General features: G+C 37.1%; 14 protein-coding genes and 1 CRISPR repeat array. Of the genes, 5 read left to right on the forward strand and 9 right to left on the reverse strand.

Annotation, left to right across the window (positions count from 1 at the left end):
• From AC3B5S_RS00005 to AC3B5S_RS00015, 3 genes are all read left to right on the forward strand, one after another.
• Positions 1–490 (forward strand): uracil-DNA glycosylase (locus tag AC3B5S_RS00005; protein WP_489789892.1); only part of this gene is annotated, 490 nt, incomplete at its 5' end.
• Between the two features lie 305 nt (positions 491–795).
• Complete coding sequence (locus AC3B5S_RS00010; RefSeq protein WP_489790410.1) at positions 796–882, forward strand: type I toxin-antitoxin system Fst family toxin; 87 nt, start codon at positions 796–798, stop codon at positions 880–882.
• Positions 883–1506: 624 nt separating this feature from the next.
• Positions 1507–1584 (forward strand): type I toxin-antitoxin system Fst family toxin, encoded by a 78-nt coding sequence (locus AC3B5S_RS00015; protein ID WP_489775560.1) that lies wholly within the window; start codon positions 1507–1509, stop codon positions 1582–1584.
• A gap of 222 nt (positions 1585–1806) precedes the next feature.
• Positions 1807–3363: a CRISPR direct-repeat array (repeat unit 36 nt; unit sequence GTTCTAAATCTCATTGATCTAACAACTATCTAAAAC).
• Positions 3364–3395: 32 nt separating this feature from the next.
• Here the strand turns inward: AC3B5S_RS00015 and csn2 are convergent.
• The 9 genes from csn2 to AC3B5S_RS00060 all read right to left on the reverse strand — a co-directional run bounded on the left by csn2 (position 3396) and on the right by AC3B5S_RS00060 (position 22000).
• The gene (csn2, locus tag AC3B5S_RS00020; protein ID WP_489789893.1) at positions 3396–4064 is read right to left on the reverse strand and encodes a type II-A CRISPR-associated protein Csn2; all 669 of its coding nucleotides are present in this window, start codon (positions 4062–4064) and stop codon (positions 3396–3398) included.
• Entirely contained in the window at positions 4061–4366 is a 306-nt protein-coding gene (gene cas2, locus AC3B5S_RS00025) for a CRISPR-associated endonuclease Cas2 (RefSeq protein ID WP_489757658.1), read from the reverse strand. The genes csn2 and cas2 overlap by 4 nt, the downstream gene beginning before the upstream one ends.
• Positions 4344–5252 (reverse strand): type II CRISPR-associated endonuclease Cas1, encoded by a 909-nt coding sequence (gene cas1, locus AC3B5S_RS00030; RefSeq protein ID WP_489775555.1) that lies wholly within the window; start codon positions 5250–5252, stop codon positions 4344–4346. The genes cas2 and cas1 overlap by 23 nt, the downstream gene beginning before the upstream one ends.
• Positions 5253–5469: 217 nt before the next feature.
• The gene (gene cas9 / locus AC3B5S_RS00035; RefSeq protein WP_489789894.1) at positions 5470–9660 is read right to left on the reverse strand and encodes a type II CRISPR RNA-guided endonuclease Cas9; all 4191 of its coding nucleotides are present in this window, start codon (positions 9658–9660) and stop codon (positions 5470–5472) included.
• A gap of 440 nt (positions 9661–10100) precedes the next feature.
• Positions 10101–11396, reverse strand: a complete 1296-nt coding sequence (asnS, locus tag AC3B5S_RS00040) for an asparagine--tRNA ligase (RefSeq protein WP_489757654.1) — start codon at positions 11394–11396, stop codon at positions 10101–10103.
• Positions 11397–11593: 197 nt separating this feature from the next.
• The gene (locus tag AC3B5S_RS00045; RefSeq protein WP_489757653.1) at positions 11594–12070 is read right to left on the reverse strand and encodes a cell wall elongation regulator TseB-like domain-containing protein; all 477 of its coding nucleotides are present in this window, start codon (positions 12068–12070) and stop codon (positions 11594–11596) included.
• Complete coding sequence (locus AC3B5S_RS00050; RefSeq protein WP_489789895.1) at positions 12067–14838, reverse strand: helicase C-terminal domain-containing protein; 2772 nt, start codon at positions 14836–14838, stop codon at positions 12067–12069. Before AC3B5S_RS00050 ends, AC3B5S_RS00045 begins: the two co-directional genes overlap by 4 nt.
• Before the next feature lie 5 nt (positions 14839–14843).
• Entirely contained in the window at positions 14844–18527 is a 3684-nt protein-coding gene (gene addA, locus AC3B5S_RS00055; protein WP_489789896.1) for a helicase-exonuclease AddAB subunit AddA, read from the reverse strand.
• The gene (locus tag AC3B5S_RS00060; protein ID WP_489789897.1) at positions 18527–22000 is read right to left on the reverse strand and encodes a PD-(D/E)XK nuclease family protein; all 3474 of its coding nucleotides are present in this window, start codon (positions 21998–22000) and stop codon (positions 18527–18529) included. Before AC3B5S_RS00060 ends, addA begins: the two co-directional genes overlap by 1 nt.
• Positions 22001–22089: 89 nt before the next feature.
• On the opposite strand from AC3B5S_RS00060, the gene mvk reads away from it, so the two are divergent.
• Both mvk and mvaD read left to right on the forward strand, forming a co-directional pair.
• Complete coding sequence (mvk, locus tag AC3B5S_RS00065) at positions 22090–23016, forward strand: mevalonate kinase (RefSeq protein ID WP_489789898.1); 927 nt, start codon at positions 22090–22092, stop codon at positions 23014–23016.
• Between the two features lie 10 nt (positions 23017–23026).
• Positions 23027–23986, forward strand: a complete 960-nt coding sequence (gene mvaD, locus AC3B5S_RS00070; RefSeq protein ID WP_489774988.1) for a diphosphomevalonate decarboxylase — start codon at positions 23027–23029, stop codon at positions 23984–23986.
• The last annotated feature ends 63 nt before the right edge of the window (positions 23987–24049 follow it).

Here is a 24049-nt window from a genome sequence, read left to right on the forward strand (position 1 = left end):
TATTCCCTTTCATGGTCGCTCTGGACAAGAATTAATGAAATCTTTAGCACTACTGCAATTAACTCGCGATGATGTTTATATAACTAGCGTTGTACGTAGTCGTCCCTACAAAGTGGTGCAAGCTTTAGACAAAAAGACTCACCAACTAGTCACCAAATATCCTAACCGCAAGCCAACCCAAAAAGAAATCCTAGCGCAAGCACCATTTTTTGATTACGAAGTCAATTGGGCTCAACCCCAAATAATCGTCACTTTAGGTAGTACCGCAGCCCAACGTATTTTAGGTACTCACCAAAGTTTAACTGCCATTCACGGGCAAATCTTTAATCACCCCATTCAACAATTAAATGCTGCTAAAGATGCTTATCAATGGTCCGCCAAAAAATACCAAGTTTATTGTACCTATCACCCCGCCGCCATTTTTTATAACCGGAAATTAGCAACTCAAATTAAACACGATTGGGAACAATTAACATCATATATTAAGTAGTTATTGCGCTTCAAAGGCTCAGTGTACGGGTGGGTCTCCAAATATTAAAATGGGTTAGAAAGACAATTTTAATCATGCTCAGCTTTTATTGCTGGTATGATAATTGTTTGTTATATAATTTAAATTAATCTTGCCAGCGACTATTGAAATAAAACTTATTTTTAATTATGACGTTTATCAAATACTATTTAAATAGTATTTCTTGTTCACAGGTTAAATTCTAAATATTATTAATCTAGTAAAATATAAAACGCTTTCTTCGCGATTTAATATTTAGGTTGCAGCCCTGACACAGCAACATGAGGATGGTACTTTTGTTTGCTAATATTATAGTGCCGATTGTTGTCGGAATTGCTATTGCCACCTTTACATGGTGGATCAATAAACATTAATTGACGCAAAATAAAAGACGTCTAGTCACTGTCCGGGTAAACTAGGCGTCTTTTTTGTGTTGCATTCATGTTCTCTAATATCCTTGCATGTTTATAATAACACATTTATTTCTGAAATCCCACAATTTGATTATGTATTAGCTCCCGCATTGGGAGCATTTTTATTACTTACCACTGCCAACCCGTATATAAAGCTGGTAGATATTCATCAGCAGCTACATGATAGCATCAAAATTATTAATCTAACAACTATCTAAAACGTGTCCGGGTGCTGGGCAAGCAGTCCAAGAGTTCTAAATCTAATTGATCTAACAACTATCTAAAACCAGATGACGACTTGCCATTTTAAAAACCTGGTTCTAAATCTCATTGATCTAACAACTATCTAAAACATGGCATATGTCGGAGTTGCCGGCTGGTTAGTTCTAAATCTCATTGATCTAACAACGATTTAAATGTTATTGATAAATCAACGTTTGTAAGACTTTTGTTAACCATTTGTTCTCCATAGTTAGCGAAACTACTCTTTTAATTTAACAACATTTAGTTAAAAGTAAAACACTTTTGCTATGCTATAATATTTAAGTTGCAGCCCCAACACAGCAACATAAGGGGGGTGTACTTATGTTTACCAGCATTATAGCGCCGATTATTGTCGGAATTGTTATTGCCATTTTTAAATGGTGGCTTAATAAACATTAATTGACGCAAAATAAAAAGGCATCTAGTTACTGTCCAGGTCAACTAGGTGTCTTTTTTTGTTGCAGTTATGTTTACCAACATCTTTACATACTTATAGTAACACAATCATTCCCAAAATCCTACAATTTGATTATGTATTAGCTCCCACTTCGGGAGCTTTTTTATTACTTGCCACTGCCAACAGCATAAAGCGCTGGTAGATATTCATCAGCAGCTACTTGAGCATCAAAAATCATTAATCTAACAACTATCTAAAACGGAATCTGATGTATCTTTTCAGCGATTATAGTTCTAAATCTCATTGATCTAACAACTATCTAAAACAAACAGCGATGAGATGTTAAAAGCCCAAGTGTTCTAAATCTCATTGATCTAACAACTATCTAAAACCTATCAGTAAGGGTAAAGATTATAATGTGTGTTCTAAATCTCATTGATCCAACAACTATCTAAAACTTAAAGCAATAGATATTGCCCTGATTATGCCGTTCTAAATCTCATTGATCTAACAACTATCTAAAACGGATTGGGTCCAAGATAAGCAAAGCAATTAGTTCTAAATCTCATTGATCTAACAACTATCTAAAACAATGTCGCCAGCAAGAGAATTACTAACCACGTTCTAAATCTCATTGATCTAACAACTATCTAAAACACAGCAACGAAGACCAAGAGCCAGCAGAAAGTTCTAAATCTCATTGATCTAACAACTATCTAAAACACGCCGACTTTGACTTGCTAACGAGCGTTTGTTCTAAATCTCATTGATCTAACAACTATCTAAAACTTTCGTTCAAAACACAAAAAAGCGATTACAAGTTCTAAATCTCATTGATCTAACAACTATCTAAAACCTTCCAACGTAGCAGGACGTGAACCTGAAAGTTCTAAATCTCATTGATCTAACAACTATCTAAAACCTTAATCAGAACTTTCGGCCGACCGCTTGGGTTCTAAATCTCATTGATCTAACAACTATCTAAAACTCTTTTGATTGAACACTTTGAATTCGATTTGTTCTAAATCTCATTGATCTAACAACTATCTAAAACATGAGTTGTTTAGCTTCATTGTCGCAAGCCGTTCTAAATCTCATTGATCTAACAACTATCTAAAACCCACTATCTAGCAAGAATCTATCTTGGCTATGTTCTAAATCTCATTGATCTAACAACTATCTAAAACATAATCTAAGTCGTATTCCGTGAAGCGCTTGTTCTAAATCTCATTGATCTAACAACTATCTAAAACTCATCACTGTAATCATCATTTTCAAAAACAGTTCTAAATCTCATTGATCTAACAACTATCTAAAACAGAATTGGCCCACTCAGCTGATGCTAATGAGTTCTAAATCTCATTGATCTAACAACTATCTAAAACTCTTGACGTCATTGAGAACTGCATCTTCATGTTCTAAATCTCATTGATCTAACAACTATCTAAAACATTAACAGAACAGTTTTACCAGTACCTGTTGTTCTAAATCTCATTGATCTAACAACTATCTAAAACCCCACAATTAAAATTGATAATGACGGCATTGTTCTAAATCTCATTGATCTAACAACTATCTAAAACCTGCATCTGCTATTACTTTTCTGGTGTCAAGTTCTAAATCTCATTGATCTAACAACTATCTAAAACCTGATGTTTTGATTGATATTGTTAAACCTTGTTCTAAATCTCATTGATCTAACAACTATCTAAAACAAAGAGCGTGTCTACTAACCTTAGACGCTGGTTCTAAATCTCATTGATCTAACAACTATCTAAAACCGATTTTTTATAATCTAATTTTAATTTAGCTACTAATACCAATCAACAAGATCATCATCAATATAGTATAATTGCACTCCCTGCGGGATTTTCAATAAATCAGGAGTCGCAAACTCTACGACAATTAAAGTTAAATTTAACTCATTAATCAATTGATTTATTTCAGATATTTCCTGTAATTCTAAGTAATTAGCGAGGTTACAGATTACAGGAATTGTTTTAAGATGACACATCTCATGAATCTTTAAAACAGTCTTTATTATAGCACACGGATCAAGTAATATTTTTTGATCCAGATGTAGTTCCACCATTTTTAATAACTTTTTGAGATCTTCATCAAAATTAATTTCTAATGGCAAATCTTCTAGTAACAACGAATCTTGCAAAATTGTTTCCAAATTATGAAAAGCGGTTAATATTTTGTTGCGATTAATTTCATCTAAGTTATCCATGTAGCTTTTAACTATCTGCGTTAGATATTTTTTAGTAACATCACCACTTAATAATGGATCCCCAACGAAATCAAAAGTTTTAGGAATTTCTAACTGATCATATTGATCATTAGTACAAAGCAGCAGTTCATTTTGATTTTGAAAACCTTGAACTATATCACGATAGGCAATGGGACTATTAGTGACAATCATTTTTAAACCATTATTCTGCCACTGCCATTGCTTATGCGTTAAATAAGACAAAATCATAAAATCACCGTCCGATCCGAAGTATTTCGAACATCTGTTAATGGTTTCCCTACCAGAAAATGCATATCATTATATTGCTTCTCCGTCACCATTAATGACTGCACAACTCCGCCTTGCGGTAGAAAGTTTCGCACCCGATTTTCCAAAAAAGTGGCCGTTTGGCGTGTTACACAAACACGTTCATAAACAGAATATTGTATCATTAAAAAACCTTCGTTAATTAGTTTTTTCCGAAATTGGCGATATTCTCTTTTTTCTGCTGCTGTTTCCATTGGTAAATCAAACATTATCATTAAGCGCATTATTCGGTACCTCATCTGTCACACTCATTTCCATCTTAATTTCATCAATCTCACCACTCAAATACTTCAAACAATCACGTGTATAAATGGTGATGGCATTCTTTAATAGTGTTGTTTTGCCGTTGTAAATTACTTCTAGACTCAATAATTCTACTAATCCGTATTTAATGTCTGGTGTAAACTCAGTAATTTGATCATGAGCTTTCATCCAATAGTCCACCAATGGTCGAAAAGGTTCCATCAAATCTGAACCCAGATTAAATTCATTTTCATCCGAATGATGATGAATACCAAAATAAGTTAGGTAACCGTTCACTGCAATCTCCCGATCAAAACTAGCTAACAATATTCCGTAGCCATAATTTAATGCAGCATTAATCGCGTCGAAGCTCCGACGCACAAAATGTTGACCAAATAATGCCATAAAATATTTACGAGCGACTACCGCTTCCCGATTAGTTATATCGTCCAGTTCTAAAGCATCTAATTCGGTCTGTAACTCATGCGAGTCGATTTGATAATTATCTAAAACTGCAATTTGATTTCTAATTTTCCAATTAACAATTTTTGTCCACAAAATTTGCCGTCGCTGCTCCGGCCAAGTAAATTGCTGTTGTAATTTTTGTAAACTCCGACTACCAGGATAATAATCCATCGTTTCCGTTACTGGTTGATAATGATCATCAACAAAAATAACTTTTGTTTGATTTTGGGCCAGCTTACTAATTAACGCACTCGTTATCACCGCCTGTGAAGTGGAGACTAACAATAACTGAATATCAGCAATCGGAATTTGATTAATTCCGTCACGTGTTTGGACAATCATCATATTCATTGAGTACGTCAATTTTGCATGTTGAGTAATAATTACTGAACGCCACGCCATATTTCAATTTCTCCTTGTCTTTTAATTTTATTAATGCTATATTTATCTTGTTGGGTAGCTCCCAACAATAAATCTCATTGATCTAACAACTATAGTTTAAAATCAAACAATGCATTCTTCGAATGCAAAGTTTCAACACTTATCCCTAACCCTATGGCTGGGATTTTTTTATTGTTCAAAAATAGAGAATCCAATCGCGGATTCTCTATTTTCTTGCTTATAAATCAGATATCTTAATCCGCTTTTCAAATAAGCCTGATGGTGATTGATAGATTAATTTAGCATCGGGAGATAAGGTGATACCAGCAGTCAATTCAGTCTTCCCAAAGTCCTTAATGCCTAAGAAGCTGGAGCTAACCGAATTATCATGTAATCCCTGCAAAATTTGATGAATGACGTTTAGCTTGTCTTCAACCGATATATTAATAAATTTATCCCTCACATCATGAAGTTTTTTTCTAAAGCCTCTAGTATCAAATAATGTTAAATATTGATCAACTTTAGACACAATTTCATCAAACGTTGCAATTAATAGCTGATTTTCGTCATCATTAGTCATAAAGTTTTTTGTAATAACCCGCATGGCTTTATTAGACAAAGTCAGTTGCTTTGCATTATACATATAAATAGAAGATCCTATCATGAACTTTTTATCGCCATCTACAATAACTTGTTTATAAGGAACTTTACCCTTAACAATTGAAAAATCTTTAACGCCTCGTTTACTTAAAATCGAATTCGCTAATTCTCGCTTCAAAAGAGCGTCATGTTCTGCTGTATTACGAGCCTGTTTTAACTTTTCTAAAGTCCGCATTGGAACCCCAACCACTTTATAAGTTGATTCTTTAGCTTTATCAATTTTGACAATAGCCATATAAGCTTTTGTATTATTTGAATAACCGCCATAAATTTTAGGATCCATTCCTTGAGCTTTTGAAATTAAACTCCGCGATTTAGCTGTATCACGCTCCAGCCTTGGGTAAAGCGTCATCTTGAACATTTCTTGATCTTGAACGTAAGTTTCCCGCGAAATCAGCATATGTTTAAAACTATAAGCCCGCCGTAAGGGATCAAAAATGTCAGGATGCTTTTGAAAAAGTATTTCGCCTGTATCTTTGCGACACAGCTGCTCTGGTGCTGGCTGATCAGGTTTATCCTTTTGCAATAACAAGTAAATAAAGTTAAAACTACTCAATTCTTTAATACTTTGGCGTTCTTGTTCCGGATCAGAATTAATTTTTTTAAACTTGTTATAAACGAACAGCGGGCGAAGTTTCGGATACATTTGATACAAATAATTACCACAAACTGCAGTTAAATAAGCATCAATTGCATGATGGTAATCATTAGCTGAACGACTCTTGTATAGATTGAGGCGTTTTCTTAACTCATGATTATAGCTAGCCTTAACGGTAATAACTTCAGTATTAGGATATTTCGTCTGTAAAATGATGGTAACTAACTTAATCACTTGGTTAGTTTCGACTAATTGTCGATTCACGAAGCCAGAACGTTGATATTTATTTAAGTTGTCTGGATCTAATAATAGATTATTCAATTTAAATTTACTAATCATACCGGCTTTTTGCCACTGCTTCCACATAGCTACAACACTCATCTGCAAATCAGGAACAAAATTTGAACCAAAAAGCTTCAATGGAACATTATCCGATTTAGCATTGTTATTTGCTGAAGCTGTCAAAACTCGATTATTTAAAGAGTCATCTTTAATAAATGATTGTGGCAAGATATGATCAATTTGATAACCCGTAGTAATTTCATCAATGTTAATTCGTTGTCCTGTATAAGCATCCCGGCCGCCTTGCATAAAGTACAGATAATATTTATCCTTCACTAATTGCTTATTAGAAGTGGCTTGCTTTAAACTCTCAGCTAAGCCCGGTTCTACCAATTGACCGGCAGTCTTTTGATAAGCTTCCTGTAATTGTTTGCCTCGTTGCTTAGACAACTGCGGATTCTTCTCTGGCTCACGAGTAAATTCAATGGCAAATTGCTTAGGCGCCTTGCCACCAGCGGCTTTCACAATATCGGCTACTACTTTCATAACTTGGCGAATTGCTTTCTTATTGGCAGGCGAAGTGTAAGCATCTGCTAGCACATCTTCAATGGCATCAGTTTGATTATCCTGGATCAAATTAGCATTAGCTTGTTCCGTTGCAACTTTGAAATCAGGTTGCTTAACAATCTGCATGAAGTTTTGTTGGCTATCCCACAGTTGCTCCATGATATTTTGCCCATTTTGATCATGAAGACCGACTAATAACTTCCGTGACAAGCGTCCCCAGCCCTGATAACGTAAACTAGATAAAGCTTTAACTTGTTCATCTGTTAACCAGGCAATTTCTGATTGTTGAGCTTGTTTTAACTTAGCTTGATAAATTTCACGATCTTCAAAAATTGTTGCCCATTCAATAATTTTTTCCAAGTCCAATTGATAATTCTGATCATCTAGCTTATCACCTAAAACACCTAGCTTATTAAGCTGGTAGTAAGTCGCTAAACTGGAATTAAATTTGGTTGGGTCTGCCAAACCTTCAATTTTAACAGTTGGTAAGTGATAATTCTGCTGTAAATAATCAGACAATCTCTTCTTAGAAATTGTTTTATGTTGCTTAAATAAATGATTATAAATATCTTGTTTAATATAAGGTTTTAACCGTTGGCCATTAACTCTAATATTATTTAATTCGTTTAACACCGTGAACTTTTGATACAACAAACTATTGGCGGGTAAAACATCCTCACCTAGTAAATAAGTGTCTTTAGTGGTCATACGCTTAATAAATTGATTAGCGGTAGCCATGCGATCCACTTTTTGATCAAAGTTCCACGGTGTAATGGCTTCATTCGGATTAGGATCTTGGCTATTACGAATCATCCACGCAAAATTTGCTCCTGAACTTTTTTGTTGTTCTTGATTGGTAATCATTGGTCCTACATAATAGGGCACGCGAAAACGCACTAGTTCGTCTAATTTATAAGGAGCTTGGTTCAAATGCTCAGTTACGGGATTAGGTTCCTTTAAAAATGAGTAATATTTGCTTTGATTTTGAATAATCCGATCCAGTTCAATCTGATGTAATTGATACGGAATGACTCCATTAGCATTAGTGCGTTGCTTAGGCATAAAAGTATCTAAATCTATTTCCGTCGAGATTTGTTTAGATTCGTCAGAATCGTCCAAGTTAGCTTTAACATTTTTATAAAATTCGTCTTTGCTTAATTCCTTAGTTGTGTTAAATTCTTTTTTGGCTTCTAATAACTTGCCGTGTCGATTATTTACATATAAGTCATAAGCTAAACTTAATTTTTTAGCCTTTTGGGAATCCGAATGATTAGCGATTACCTTTTTTAACAAACTAAGGTCTTTTTTATGATCTTCATACTTTCTAACCATTGTTTCCGATAAAGTCTTGCCTTCATCGACTAAAGTACTTAAAGTTACGGCCCCAAATAATTGCTTAATCTCTGTAATAATAGCCTGTTGTTGGTCGTCCAACTGATCAGCAATAGCTGCCAATTTATCATCAGCATCTGTATCAATTAATTTAAATTCCCATTCCTTTTTTGCATCCGTATCTATCTCTTGACCTAAAATCACTTCAAAAGAAGCTTTATAACCCAAAATAGCATTTACAATTTGCTTAGCAATTGCTTTATTGGTTTTAATAGTTTCCTTAGTGTCATCTGGGTTATTAGTTATCAACAGTGCGGTGATTTCTTTTAACTTATCTGCTTTAAATTTTTTTGAATCTCGTAGTACATCTTCAATGGCTGCAGCATTCTCAATGGCTAATTGTAGTGGGTGCTCTACATTAATTGCTGCAAAAATATTATTCAAATGTTCTAAAGTTGATTGCACATCAATTTTGGAAGCATTAAAGCTCTGCACGGATGTGTTTTGTAAGAAATTTCCCCGATATTTTACAATATGATGAATTACTAAATAAACCAGACGCAAATCAAATTTGCGATCTTGAGTCATTAGAGCTTGCCGTAAATGATAAATTGTTGGATATTCGTGATAAAATGCATGATCTTCCTTAGGCGTTGGGAAAATAATCGCCTGGGCACTTTTTCTAGAATCTAAGGGTGACAACCCTGATTCTTTCAGTCGTGCAAAAAAATATGGATCCACTTGCGTCATTTCAGTAGCAAACAATTCTTCTAACAATCCTAAGCGCCATTTGCGCCGTTTCAACCGGCGGCGCGTCGTACGAAAACTACGACGATCTGCCGCAGAGATTCCTTCTTCAAACAGTCTTGCACCAATGGCTGTCTTACCCTGTAAATGTAATAATTGGTTTTTAGAATCTGTTACGGCATAACCACAGGAATTAGTTCCGATATCTAAGCCTATTATGTAGTCTTGTTTAACTTTGGTCATTAATCTATCTCCCTTTATATCTAGAATTAAATGAAAATACTTCAACATTTTATATTATAGTATTTTAATGTAAAGAAAGACAATTAATTTTGAATGAATTAATTTCTAAAGTTTTTACTTGTCTGTAACCATCTGATAATGACTTAGGTGAAGTACTGAATTTACTCTTACTTAAAATTTTAGTTGCAGATTGAATAAAATTATTTTTCGACAATCTAGTTAAAATTCATTCATTAGCACCCTTTTCATCCACAAAGCATAGCTTCCTTTTTATTACATAAATTAATTTTTAGTTTTCAAATTAAAGTTTAAGGTTACATGAATAAGACTGTCCAGGAGAAATTTTAGTTTTTTAATTATTCCAATTGATTGAAATCACAAAAAAAGATGCCGAAAGTTTTATCATCGACATCTTAAAATTCAAAATTTATTTTTATTACTTATGGCCGCAATCGATTGATCATCCGTGGAAACGGAATAGCCTCACGCAAATGATCTAAATGACAAATCCACGTAATAGCCCGTTCTAAGCCCATGCCAAAACCAGAATGCGGCACAGAACCGTACTTGCGTAAATCTAGATACCAATCATAATCATCCAGATTCATGCCTTCTTTTTCCATCTCAGCTTTCATTTTGTCATAATCAACTGCCCGTTCAGAACCACCAATAATTTCGCCATAACCTTCCGGTGCTAATAAATCGGCACAAACGTAAACATCATCACGATCTTGCGCTTCTTTCATATAAAATGGCTTAATAGTTTTGGGATAGTTTAAAACAAAGACTGGTTGTTCAAATTGGTCAGAAATATAAGTTTCTTCAGGCGAACCAAAATCGTCGCCCCACTTAATATCAAAACCACCCTTTTGACACATTTCTACCGCTTCGTCGTAAGAAATCCGCGGATAAGGTAATTTGGTATAGCGTTCCAAGATCTTCGGATCACGATCCAATAATTTTAATTCATACTGACAATGGTCTAAGACCGCTTGAACCAAATAACTAACATAGCGTTCTTGTACCTGTAAACTTTCTTCTTGATGCATGAAAGCCATCTCCGGCTCAATCATCCAAAATTCGGTTAAATGCCGCCGCGTTTTGGATTTTTCTGCCCGAAAAGTTGGTCCAAAAGAAAAGACCTTGCCATAAGCCATGGCCCCAGCTTCCATATATAATTGACCACTTTGTGAAAGATAAGCCGGATTATCAAAATAATCCGTTTCAAATAATTCCGTCGTTCCTTCGGGTGCCGTTCCCGTCAAAATCGGCGGATCCATTTTAATGAAGCCTTCCTGCTTGAAGAAGCGGTAAGTGGCATCAATAATTTCATTACGAATTTGCATAATAGCAAAGGGCCGCCGTGAGCGTAACCACAAATGGCGATGATCCAACAAAAATTCAATGCCATGTTCTTTCGGCGTAATGGGAAAATCTTCACTTTCACCAATAACTTCTAAATTAGAAACTTCAATTTCATAACCAAAATGTGAACGATCATCTTGATGAATAACTCCAGTAACATAAAAACTGGTTTCTTGACGTAACTTTTTAGCAACATCAAATAATTCTTCACCAACATCATTCTTCACCACAACACCTTGAAAGAAGGCTGTACCGTCACGCAATTGCAAAAAAGCAATCTTACCTGATGAACGCTTATCAGTTAACCAGACACCAATCTTCACTTCTTCATTAACATGATCCTTGGCATCAATAATTCGAATTGTTTCCACTACTTAGCCTCCAGTAATCTTTTGTTCATTACTTATAATTAATGATTAAAATTTATTCGTCTATTAAAAATTATAGCAGATCTTGACCAGATTGGTTAGGTGCATTGTTCATTTTACAGCTGGGGGGAAATTTTCCATTTTCTTTACAGTGCTCCCAAGATCAGCAGTTTGAACCAACATTGCTTTTCCAAGACAAGCTACAAATTATTAATTACTTGTAAAATTTTCGTATTTTTAAAATTGATCAAATAATAGCCTAACGTATGATTCTTATTCCGATAGGTTACTTCCCACACCAGCCGCTTTTTATCATAACCCAGGGCCACCTTATTAATTTTTTGGGGATGTTGATGCTCCTGAACCGTTTGTTGGACTTGCTGTACCAAATGAGGACTACCAGCAATGCTTTTAACAGCACCCGTTTGACCATTAATCAAAACATAAAAATATTGCTGTTGGCGATTTTTACCACCGACAGTAAAATATTGCTTTTGGCGGTCAAATTCGGAGTAAAAATTAACTTGTTCAATTCCGACCTGGGTTTGCGCTACTTTAATGGCTTGCTTTTTAGCAGAACTATGTGGCAGCACCATTAAGTATAAACTACCAATTAAGATAGCAATTACTACAATAATTCCGCCCCAAATTAACGAACTTTTCCATTGTCGTTTCATTTTTTCACCACACTTAGTTGTTGACTGATTTGTGCAACAGTTAAATCTGTCCGTAATAGCGGTAAATCTAACTCTTGATAAATTAGTTTACCATAATGTGCCGTCTGCAAGCGTTGATCTAGAAAAATTAACGTACCTTGATCTTTGGGACCGCGAATTAAGCGTCCTACTTGTTGCTTCAAGCGACGCACAGCCGTCGGCAAACTTTCCACTTGAAAGGCATTATGACCTTGACGTTGCCAATATTGATTTTTAGCTTTCACAAACGGATCATCCGGTGCTTCAAATGGCAATTGCGTAATAATCACTAATTTTAAATGTTGCGGAGCTAAATTTAAGCCCGTACCAAAACTAGTTGTCGCTAATAAAATCGCTGTAGGATTTAAAGCAAAGCGTTTCTGTAACCGCCGGTTAGAACCCGAAATTGATTGTGCTAAAACCTCACGTTCATCAGTTAACCCGCTTATTTGCACAGCTTGATAAACTGCTTGCAAAGTCCGCAGAGAATTAAATAAAATCAACGTCTGCGTAGTCTGTGAGCGTAGCAATTCTACCAATTGCTGACCTAAAGTTGCAGCAAAATCAGTTTTGGCGGGGGCGCTAGCATCACTTGGCAGATAAACCTTTAAACGCGTTGCTACGGGAAAATCAGCTTGTAAACTTAACTTATTTTTTTGAGCAATGGGCGCTGTATAACCTAATTGCTGCAAAAAGTTTTGAAAACTATGTTGATATTTTAAGCCTGCTCCTAACAAAATGACCGTAGCAAACCGGTCCTTTAATGCTTCCATCACTGCTCGTTGATTAAAAACTTGCGTCGCTAATGTTAAACTATCCCAATTATGATAATCAACCATCGTGATAATAACCCCGCCTGTCTGCTGCTGGGTCAACTGCTGGATGATTGATTCTAATTGTTGTAGCTGCTGTTGCAATAATAAATACTCATTAGTAATTTGCTGTAACAAACGGTCAACAACTAGTAAAGAATTACGTTTCGTTGCTTGATATAATTTGAGCAACGGCAAAACGACCGCTAATAAAGCTTGAAGAGCTTGTGAACATTGCTGCAAATAAGTGATTGTAGTCGCCTGAATTTCCGTCTGTGAAATTCCTAGTTGCACAGACCCACTTCTCTGCTGCAAAGTTAGCTTTTGTTTGACATAATTAGTCATTAAATCTGCACTTAAGCGGTGCAAACTAGCTGTTAATTCGCCAAACTTTTGTTCAAACTCGGCCAAATTCGTATAGCGCCACGATTGCCAGCGATTTTGCTGAAAAAATTGCCGCAGTAGAACCCGGTTTTGGTACAATAAATCACTCAGATGTTTCAGTGCTGTTTGCGTCGTTGCCAAATTGAATTGGGCTTGCGGTTGTAAAGTTTGTTGTAATAAATTAGCTGCCTCATCAATAATCACGCTCTGAGCAGTTTGCCAAACATCTAAATCCAAATGCCGTAATAAATAATTTTGGTTGGTCACAATTAAAGAACTTTGTCGGGCTGTTTGCAATTGGCGTTGCCAAAAATCATATTCCATAAATAAACCACTAGTGCGGTGACCCGAACTGCGTAATAAACGAAAAATTTCCGTTTGATCATTTGTAATATTTAATTCTTGTAAATTACCACTGGTCGTTTGGGTCAACCACACCAAAATTTTCAGCAATAATAATTTAGTTTGCCGACCTTTTGTCGTTTGGGTTAATAACCGATAAAAATTATCTAAATCTAAATAATCCTGTGCACTAGATAACTGCGCCACTTCATAATGACGCTGTCGCAATTGTTCAATTTGCGGCCAGTCCTTTGTTAAAATTTGTTGTTGCAACAACTTTGTTGAAGTGGCAACGACTATTTTTTGACCTTGATCTAACTGATAACTAACTGGCAATAAATAACCCAAAGTTTTGCCTAACCCCGTCGGGGCATCTATTAGTGCCAAAGGCGCTTCTTGCGTCAATTTACGTTGAACAAAGTTCATCAATTTAGCCTGTTGCGGACGCCATTGTAATTGTTCTTTAAACAATGCTAATTTCTGTTTTTTAGTCACCGGAAAAGTAGCGGACGACAAGAAACTTGCACTCGTGCTCAACGGTTTTTGTAAAACAATCTGGTGGCTCATCACTAAATTGTTCGGTAGGCTTTGCTTCTCATTCAATAACGGCTGGGCCACTTGCGTAATAAAGTCCCCAGTCTGTCGTAAAAAGTTTGGTGCTGCTTTGACCAACCATCTTAAAGTGGGCGCTGGTAATTTTAACAAGCGCTCGCGTAACTTTAAAAATAAAATGGCTGTTGCTAAGGCATCACTGTCAGCTTGATGCGGTGCTAAATGATCAATCTCTAAATAACGTGTTAAATCAACTAATTTAAAACTAGGCGCCTGCGGTAACAACACTTGCGCCAATTCCACCGTATCAATCGCCGCACAATTAAGTTGGGGAAAATTGGCCGCAGTTAATTCAGATTGTAAAAAAGGCAAGTCAAAATTAACATTATGCGCCACAAAAGTGGCATCCTTTAATAATTCAAAAATGGACTGGGCATGTTTTTGAAAAACCGCTTGCTGTTGCAGTTGCTCGTTAGTTATTCCGGTTAAATTACTAATTCGTTTAGTTATTGGTTGCTCTGGATTAACTAAAAAAGTAATCTGATCTTGGATTTGCCAATTTTCAATCACAACCGCTGCAAACTGAATAATTCGATCATTATCTTGACGACTAGTTCCCGTGGTTTCTAAATCGACCACAACATACTTTTTATTCTTCATACAGTCTAGTTTACCTTAATTATTTGATTAACGGACAATAAACAAAGGAATTTATCTACTACCGGTAAGTGCAAAATTTGTTGGGCTGCCTGTTGATACAAATTGAGCTGCCCCGAATATTTCTGTACAATTTGTTGGACTGAGTGTTCACCTGTAGCTTGCCGTAAATTAACGTGATCAGTTTTATAATCAAATAACACTACTTGTTGGGCTTGATTAACAAATAAACCATCAATGATTCCGTGGACTAGAATTTGATCATCACCTAGTTGTTGTTGGGGAAAAATTTGTTGGGCCGGCAAAACCATCGAAAAAGTCCATTCTCGGTGTAAGGTTTTTTGATTTTCAATAATCTGCTGTCCTAAAGTAGAAGCATAGAAGTTTTCTAAGCTGACAAAATCAATCTGTTGCACCACATTGGCACTCAACACCTTTTGTGCCACTAACTGTTGGGCTAAAGCCTGAAAATCTTGCTGCGTGGGGGTCTGCGTTAAAGTGATTTTTTGCAATAACAAATGCGTAGCACTCCCCACATCAACTGGTGTCACCTGGGATTTATCCTGACTTAAAAACCTCGGCCGCTTAAAATCATTTAAGACATAACGTTGACCGGAAGTTGACTTGGCTTGTAAATCTAAAGTGGGTAAGGTTTGATCATCGGGATTCGCAAATAAATGCTTGATTTCGGAGACGGATTGATAAGCAGTCGTGGTGGTGGCAATTTGTTGAGGATATTGAAAGCCTAAAATTTGCCGCGCAGTTTTCAGAAAAAGATCATCCATTACTGGTGCACTAGTCGCAGGTGTTTGATCATTGGGGGGTGTTAGTAGCGGCTTTTTCTTTTCTAATGGAACTGCCATAAAGCGGGCCACAAACTGAAAATTACTATTTTTTTTAGGTTCAATCACTATGGTTTCAGCTTGCTGTTTCAACGTGCCGGCTAAGGCCAAAATGGGCTGGATCATCTCTTGAAACGAATGAAAATTGGTCCGCAAACCAATATCTAAAACGGTTGTTTCGCCAGTTAGTCCTAGGTGCCATTTTTCAAACGCCACTTCCGGATCATCTTTAACTGACCCCACCAAAATCAACTTTTGTTGAGCTCGGGTTAATGCTACATAAAGCAAGCGAATTTCTTCTGACAAAACCTTATTTTTTTGATTAGCTTTTAAAGCGGTCATCGGCAAGGTTTCATAAAAGATACGGTTTTTTGTATCTAAATACTTAATTCCCATGCCCTGCTGGGCATCTAATAAATACCTTTTTCTAACATCCATCAAATTAAAACTATGATCCAGATTTAAAACAAAGACAAGCGGAAATTCCAAGCCTTTACTACCATGAATCGTTAAGGCCTGCACTTCATCTTGTTGTCCATGGTGTTCAACTGGTTGACTCAAATCTTGATCGTTATCTTCAATGTGTTCAATAAAATGAATAAACTGAAACAGCCCCTTAAATCCTTGCTGCTCAAATTCATCAGCTCGTTGGTACAAAGCGTGCAAATTGCTGACTCGTTGGGAACCGTTAGGCATTCCTTGCACGTAAGACAAATATCCCGTCTTTAAATAAACCTGCCAAATTAAGGCGGCCAAACTAATTTTCGGTGCTAATCTGCGAAAACTGGTTAATTGTTCCATAAAAGTCGTCACTTTTTGCGTTAAGCGCTGCGCAAAAGCATTTTTTTGGTTATACTCTCGATCTTTTAAATAATGTTCTACTCGTTGATAGTAATTATCGCCACGTTGATTAATCCGTAAATACGCTAATTCATTTTCATCTAAACCAACAATGGCCGAACGCAAGACTGCTACTAAAGCAATATCTTGTTGAGGGTTATCAATAATTTTTAACATCGACAACATGACTTGCACTTCGGTTGCCTGGAAATAATTAGCAGCATCATGAACGACAATTGGAATTTGTGCTTGATTAAATTGTTCAATTAAATCATTATTCAAACTTTTTACCCGTGTCAAGATAGCAATATCACTATAACGGAGGGGACGTAATTTTTGCGTTTGCCGATCATAAACTTGAAAATTAGCCGCTTTTAACTCTTGAATGCGTTGAATAATCAATTGAATTTGTGCTTGTTCATTCGTCAAATGGCCCGCAGTCAAGGAAGATTGCTGTAAAAACAACACCTCACTAGTAGCATCACACTTGGCGGGAAACTGACTACCAGCTTGCAACTGCGCCGTTTGGTCATAGTCGACCTCCCCTAAGGTTTGATCCATAATATGACGAAAAATTTCATTGACTGTGGCTAAAACATTGGGATGTGAGCGAAAATTAGTCGTTAAATTAATCAATTGGCCAACAGTTGGGTCTTGTTGCATGGCTTGAAATTTATGCGTGAATAAAAATGGTGCCGCTTGCCGAAAACCATAGATTGACTGTTTAACATCGCCCACCATAAATAAATTACCAGGATTTGACTGTTTGATTTGTTGAATAATTGCTTCTTGTAATGGATTAGTATCCTGATACTCATCTACTAAAATTTCGTGAAATAAAGTTTGATAATATTCTCGGGCAACTTGTTGTCCTTGATAATCCACCTGCAAGATTTTTAAACAATAATGTTCCAAATCATTAAAGTCTAGGCTATGTTGACGCTGCTTTTGTTTTTGAAAAGCCGTTAAAAAGCGCTCTTCAACTTCTACCACTTTATCAATTAAATGTTCACTAGCTTGTAAAATTTGGCACCATTGATGGTTATCTAAAACACAATACTTATATTGCCATTCCTGGATTAATTGACTCACGATTTTTTTCTTAGCTTTAAACGGCTCCACAATGCTACTGTCACTCTTAGCTTTAGCCCGTCCCTTGATCGGTGTTAATGCTAAAACGCGTTGGCGCAACTGATCCCACTTTAATTGCTTGAGATCAGTTAATAACGCATTAACTTGCTGTAACAAGGTCTCAACACTGGTTTGATAACCATTTAGCTCCGTAAAATTAGTAGCCTGTTCGGCTAAATCACTGACTTGTACAATTAGATAATGCAATTGCTGTTCCAAAAAATCTAAAAAATATTTTTGATAAAAATTGGCGGCACTCACGTCGCCAACTACTTGATAATCCGCGGCTAATTGGTGCAACCACTGTTGGGGATTTTCATTAGTTAACGCAAAGTCGGTTAATTTAAAAAATAAATTTTCCACTTCACTATCGTCATTACCCGTGGCAAAATTATTTTCTAATGCTAGAAAGTCACTATCGGCGGCTTGGTAATACGCACTGCGAACGTGCTGCCAAGCCCGTTCTTGGAGCAAAAAGCGTTCATTAGAGTCACTTAACAAACGAAAAACTGGATCTAAGTCGATTAAATAATAAAATTTACGAATTACTTGTAAACAAAAGGCGTGCAAAGTACTAATAGAAGCGCCCGGAATTTTAGCTAATTGGGCGCGTAAGTGCTGCACTAATTGTGGCTCGGTAGCTTGTTGGGCCGCCAGCAGCACTTGTTGTAATAAGCGCTGCTTCATTTCTTGAGCCGCTGCTTCAGTAAAAGTGACAATTAATAAGTGCTCAATCTGTTCACCCTGTTGCAATTGCCGAACAATACGTTCCACTAAGATTTTAGTTTTGCCGGCCCCAGCAGACGCTGAAACCAAAATATCACTGCCCGTAGCCATTAGTGCTTGGCGTTGAGCTGCAGTCGGACTAAATTCTGTCATTACTTTTGCTCCTTTTCGTGCTGCAACAACTCAAAGAATTGTTTCTTATTCAATTTGGTTAAATTTCGATATTGATTTTCCGGTAACATGGCATCAAATTGCATAATTGGCAAGTAATCACTATATTGCAAAGTGGTTTGTTGCCGGTTTAAACGTAAGGGACTGATGGCGTCAACACCTTGAAAAATTTGGCGAGCTGCTTGCTTAATCAACTTTTGATTAAAATCGACCATCTGTTGAAATTGGGTCGGACTCACCACTTTACTAGCTAAAACCCGATGTTTTTTTCCAATTTGAAAAACTTGTGACGCTGTCTCATCAATTGATGGATCCAACGCCAAGGCACTCTTGCCATCGTCAATAATCAAACCTTTATACTGATACTGTTTAAACCACAAATTAGCTGCTTGGCTCAAATCGCCTTTCAAATCTTCAACATTGACTGCGGGATTTTGTAAATGAAAATAAAAACCACCGACCGGTAACATTGCGCCATTAAATAATGACGAATCATTTAATAAACTGGTCAAATAAGTCATCATCTGCAAATCTAAACCGGCGTAAAACTTTTTAAAATCAAAATCTCGAGCGCTAGATTTATAATCAACCACAAAATAATAGTTCGGGTCACTTTCCAATTGATCAATCCGATCAATCCGCCCCCGCACAATAATTTGGTGATCATCCGCTAATTCTAGGCGCAAGGGTTGCAAATCATGTTGCGCCCCAACTTGCCCAAAAGTTACCTCGGTTTTCCAAGGGGTAAATTGTGCGTCCTGAGCTTGTTGCCGTAAAACTTCCAGCGATTGTTGAACCGTCATCACCATCCGTTGCTGGATGAATTGTTCATTGTGCGAAAAGATTTGGTAAGCTGGCTGCGCCAAGACTTGTTCAATAACTTGTTGGGCAATTGCCTGTAACTGTTTTGCTTGCAATTCACTCCACGCAATACCTTTCATTTGTAATTGCTTCACCGTTAAGTCCATCACTTCATGAAAAAACGTTCCTTGATTAGCTGGCGTAATTTTAAATTCTGGACGCGGCTTTAATCCTAGACCATATTTCAAAAAATATTCGTAAGGATTCTGATAAAACGTTTCAAGTTGAGAAATGGAGACTGTCAATTCTTGACCGTACAATTGTTGACTAATTTGGGCTGTTAACGGAACAGCAATATTTTGATAAGATAAGCCGGACCAAATTTTAGACAAGTACTGCTGAGCGGCACCATCAGATTGAAAAAGCAAGTCCTTAATGGCCTGCCAAGCTGGGGCGACAGGAATTTGTTGGGTTTTACTATGACGATAAACAGCCAATAAATGATCCGCTGTCAAAACGGGACTACCTAATAATTGTAAAACCGCAGTCGGTGAAGTGGGTTCCACAAAGTCCACCACTTGTTCAGTAATCTGAAAGTGCTGCTTTAAGATTCGCACATAGGGTGATAATTGGACGGCAGCTTCATTTTTAGTTTGCGCATAAGTAAAAATTAATCTTTGACTGCTACTTAAAAAGGCCAGATCATGTAAATATGGTTCAAAACTATTTAACTGTTCTTTAGTGGGTGGCAGTGTTTCATCACTAGTCAGTAAAGGTTGTAAGGCCGCTAAATCATCATCACTAAACAAACTCACCGCTTCATTAACTTGTGGCATATCCTGGTCATTAGCACCTAAAATAATGGTAATTTTTCGTTGTGCGACTTGCTGTGCTCCTAAACCCGAGATTTGGACAGCATCTAACGCCGCCGGAATAGTTAAATACTGAGCTTCATCAAAACCATTATCCAAAACAATTAAAAACTCCGTAGCCGCAAATTTCTGAGTACCAAATAAGTCGACAAATTCGTCTAAAATCTGTACGAAAGTATTCACTACTTGCTCTGGCTGTTGACTCAACGCTAAATTTCCTTGATCAATGGCAGCTGTTTCCCATTGTTTGAGGTTAGCAAAGACTTGTAAATCAACTAGTAATTGATATAACTGGCTGCAAGCTTGTTGGACAGTGATTTCTTGTTGCACTAGTTGTTGTACTTGGTGATAAATATGGGTCACCAAATGCTTAATCGTATTAATTTGTTTAAATTGATGCTGAATTTCTGTTGTCGGATGCTGCCCTAAAGCCGCAAAGTCTTTAGCCGCAAGCCAATCCCTAGCTTGTAAGCCATGCGCTAAACAGTAATTATCCGTGAGGTCAACTGCTTGGCGATACTGTTCTAAGGTCAAATCTTGCGGTACTACTAATTCTGTCCGCAATAAGCGCATAATATCAGCGTATTGCAGATTATTTTGCACTAAAGCAAATAAACTATCAATCACATCTTTAAATGCATGATCACGCATCGAATGTGGTAAATCCACAAAATAACTCAAGCCTTGATTTTGAAAATACGGATCAATTATTTGTTGATAATCCGTTAAATTCCGTGCTAAAACCAAAAAGTCACGGTAGCGGTAACCTTGAGTCGCCACCAACTGTCGAATATAAGTAGTCACTGCTAATAACTCTTGTTGCTGCGTGCTAGCTTGCCAAATTTGTACTGAACTATCATCCTGCAATTGTTCCGGTTGTGGATGCGTTAATTGAGTATTTTGGGCGATCCAAAAGTCTTCCACGCAAGCTAAATCCGCCGTTACTCGTCGAGCTTGAGCCACTTGTGTTGTATAAGCAACATCTTCTTGACGACAAGTCTGCGTCAACCATTGAAAGACTTGTTGGGGGCGTTGAAAAAAAGGCGTTGTTTGTTGATCATTAACCGGATGATCTAAGGTCAGGCTTATTTCGACAGTCGCAGCATGAGTCAAAATAGCCTGTAAAACTAATAATTCCTCTGCCGAAAATTGTGTAAAGTCACTAATAAAATAATGTAACTGCTGTTGTTGGGGATCAGCCCGTAAAAACTGGGTTAACAATGTTAATAACTGGTGCTCATCATTATAATTCGTCGTGATCTTTTGCCAGTATTGCTCGTAAATTAAACTTAAATCTAATAGCTTTAAATGCAAATCACCAGTTTGTGAGATATCTTGTGCCATCATCTGTAAGCGTTGCGGCGTAATATGATTTTTGATGAAATTATCTAGTTGTTGTTGTAAATCTTGAATAAAACCAATATGTTTAACCTCACCGCCGTACAAATGTAATTGTCCAGCTTGTTGTTGCACAATATCAGCTAATAACATCACTTTCGTTGTCTGGGTTAACTGCGGACTTTGGTAAATGGGATCGTTGCGTAAAAAATACCACGCCAAGCGGGAAAAAGAAAAAACTTGTAGCCGATTGGTTGCAATAATCTGTTGGGGAGCGGATTTTAATTGCGTTAAAATCTGCACTTCCCGTTCAAACTTCACATGATCTGGCACTAACCAAATAAAATTATCTTGCGGATACTGTTTTAGTTGCTGCTTTAAGTCTTTTAACATTAAAGCGTGCTTGTCTTTTTGCATCGTACCCAAAACTAATTTTAATGACATGAAAACCTCCTGGATAAACTTTTAACGATGAAAAGGTGCGTTTTAAGTCTAAATTGTGTAAAATAAAAGACTATGAGAAAGGTGATTTTATGACGAATTGTGGTCAAGCCCACGGTAAAATAATTTTAATCGGTGAACACGCGGTGGTCTACGGCCAACCAGCCATCACTATTCCGCTCTTGGATATTCCCACCACAGTAACGGTTCAACCCATAACAACTGAAACAACTATTGCTTCTCAATATTATCACGGTTCATTAACCAATGTTTTACCAGAATTACAAGGAATTGCGACCTTAATTAAATTATTAATGCGCGATTTACCCATTACCCAGCACCTGCAAATAACCATTGCTAGTCAGTTGCCCATTGAACGTGGAATGGGCTCCTCCGCCGCCACTGGAGCGGCCATTACTAAGGCACTCTTTAATTATACACATACGCCTTTAGAACAGGCTACATTACTTCATTATACTAATTTTTCTGAGAAAATTATTCATGGTACTCCGAGTGGTGTCGATGCCGTCACCGTCAACTCCAAACAGCCGATCTATTTTATTAAAGATCAATTAATTCAGCCGTTTACCATGAATCTCTGTGCCTACTTAGTTATTATTGACTCTGGAATTACCGGGAACACGGGCCAAGCGGTTCATGACTTACGCGTGTTGAAACAGCAACAACCACAATTGGTCAATCAAAAATTAGCTACATTAGGACAATTGACTAAGCAAGCACAAACCTGTTTACAGCAACAACAAGTCACGCAACTCGGCCACATTTTTACACAAGCCCAAACGATTTTACATGACTTAAAAATCAGTTTGCCTTTTCTCGATCAATTAATTCAAGTTGCTAATCAAGCAGGCGCGCTCGGCACTAAAATCACTGGCGGTGGTCGTGGCGGTTGTTTGATTGCCCTAGCTTCAGATCAAACTAGTGCTCAAACTATCAGCCAGGCTGTCATGAATGCCGGTGCTCACCAAACTTGGATTCAATCACTTCAACAAAGATAGGAATTAATCAATGTCCACAACTACCACAGCTCATACCAATATCGCCCTCATCAAGTATTGGGGCAAAAAAGACCAGCAATTACGCTTACCATATACTGATAGTTTATCGTTAACTTTAGATGGCTATTATACGACGACGACAACTGAATTTATTGATGGTCCTCAAGATCAAATTTGGCTCAATCAAGAAATTGCGCCGGCCAAATTTTTCCAACGCACGCATCAATTCTTAGATTATGTTCGACATTTAAATCACTCCCACCGCGCCATTTGTGTGCAAACTGATAATCATGTGCCCACTGCTGCTGGCTTAGCCTCCTCAGCTTCGGGTTTTGCTGCTTTGGCTGGTTCTCTTAATCACTTATTTCAAATGAATTTAGATAAAACCGCGCTCTCACGCTTAGCCCGTATGGGCTCGGGTTCTGCTACGCGGTCAATCTTCGGGGGCTTTGTCCAATGGCATCATGGCACAGACGATCAAAGTTCTTTTTCTGAACCTATCCAACCACCTAACCAAATTCCTATTCGCATCGTGAGCGTGGTTTTTAATCAACAACCTAAAAAAATTTCCTCAACTCAAGGCATGCAACACGCGGTGCAAACCTCACCTTTTTACAAAGCTTGGCCCCAAATTGTCCAAACAGATCTGAATGCTATGCTTAATGCCATTGCCAACCAAGATTTGGAACAAATTGGCCTGATCTCGCAAAATAATGCTTTAGCAATGCATGCTTTAAATTGGACGGCTCGTCCTGGTTTTTCTTATTTTTCGGCAGATACCATAAGCCTCATCAATTTTTTGGCAAAATTAAGACAGCAAGGTTGCTTGGCCTATGCCACCATTGATGCCGGTCCGAATGTCAAAGTCATTACTTCTAATAATGATGTGGTAACGGTACAACAACAAATTCAAACCAATTTTCCGCAAGCCACTACGACAATTCTCAAACCGGGACCGGGAATTCAATAAAATTATGCTATAATATTTTTTTGGTGTTTTACAACACAGACAGATAGTACAAACAATGAAAGG

The organism is Bombilactobacillus sp. ESL1094 (assembly GCF_058107425.1).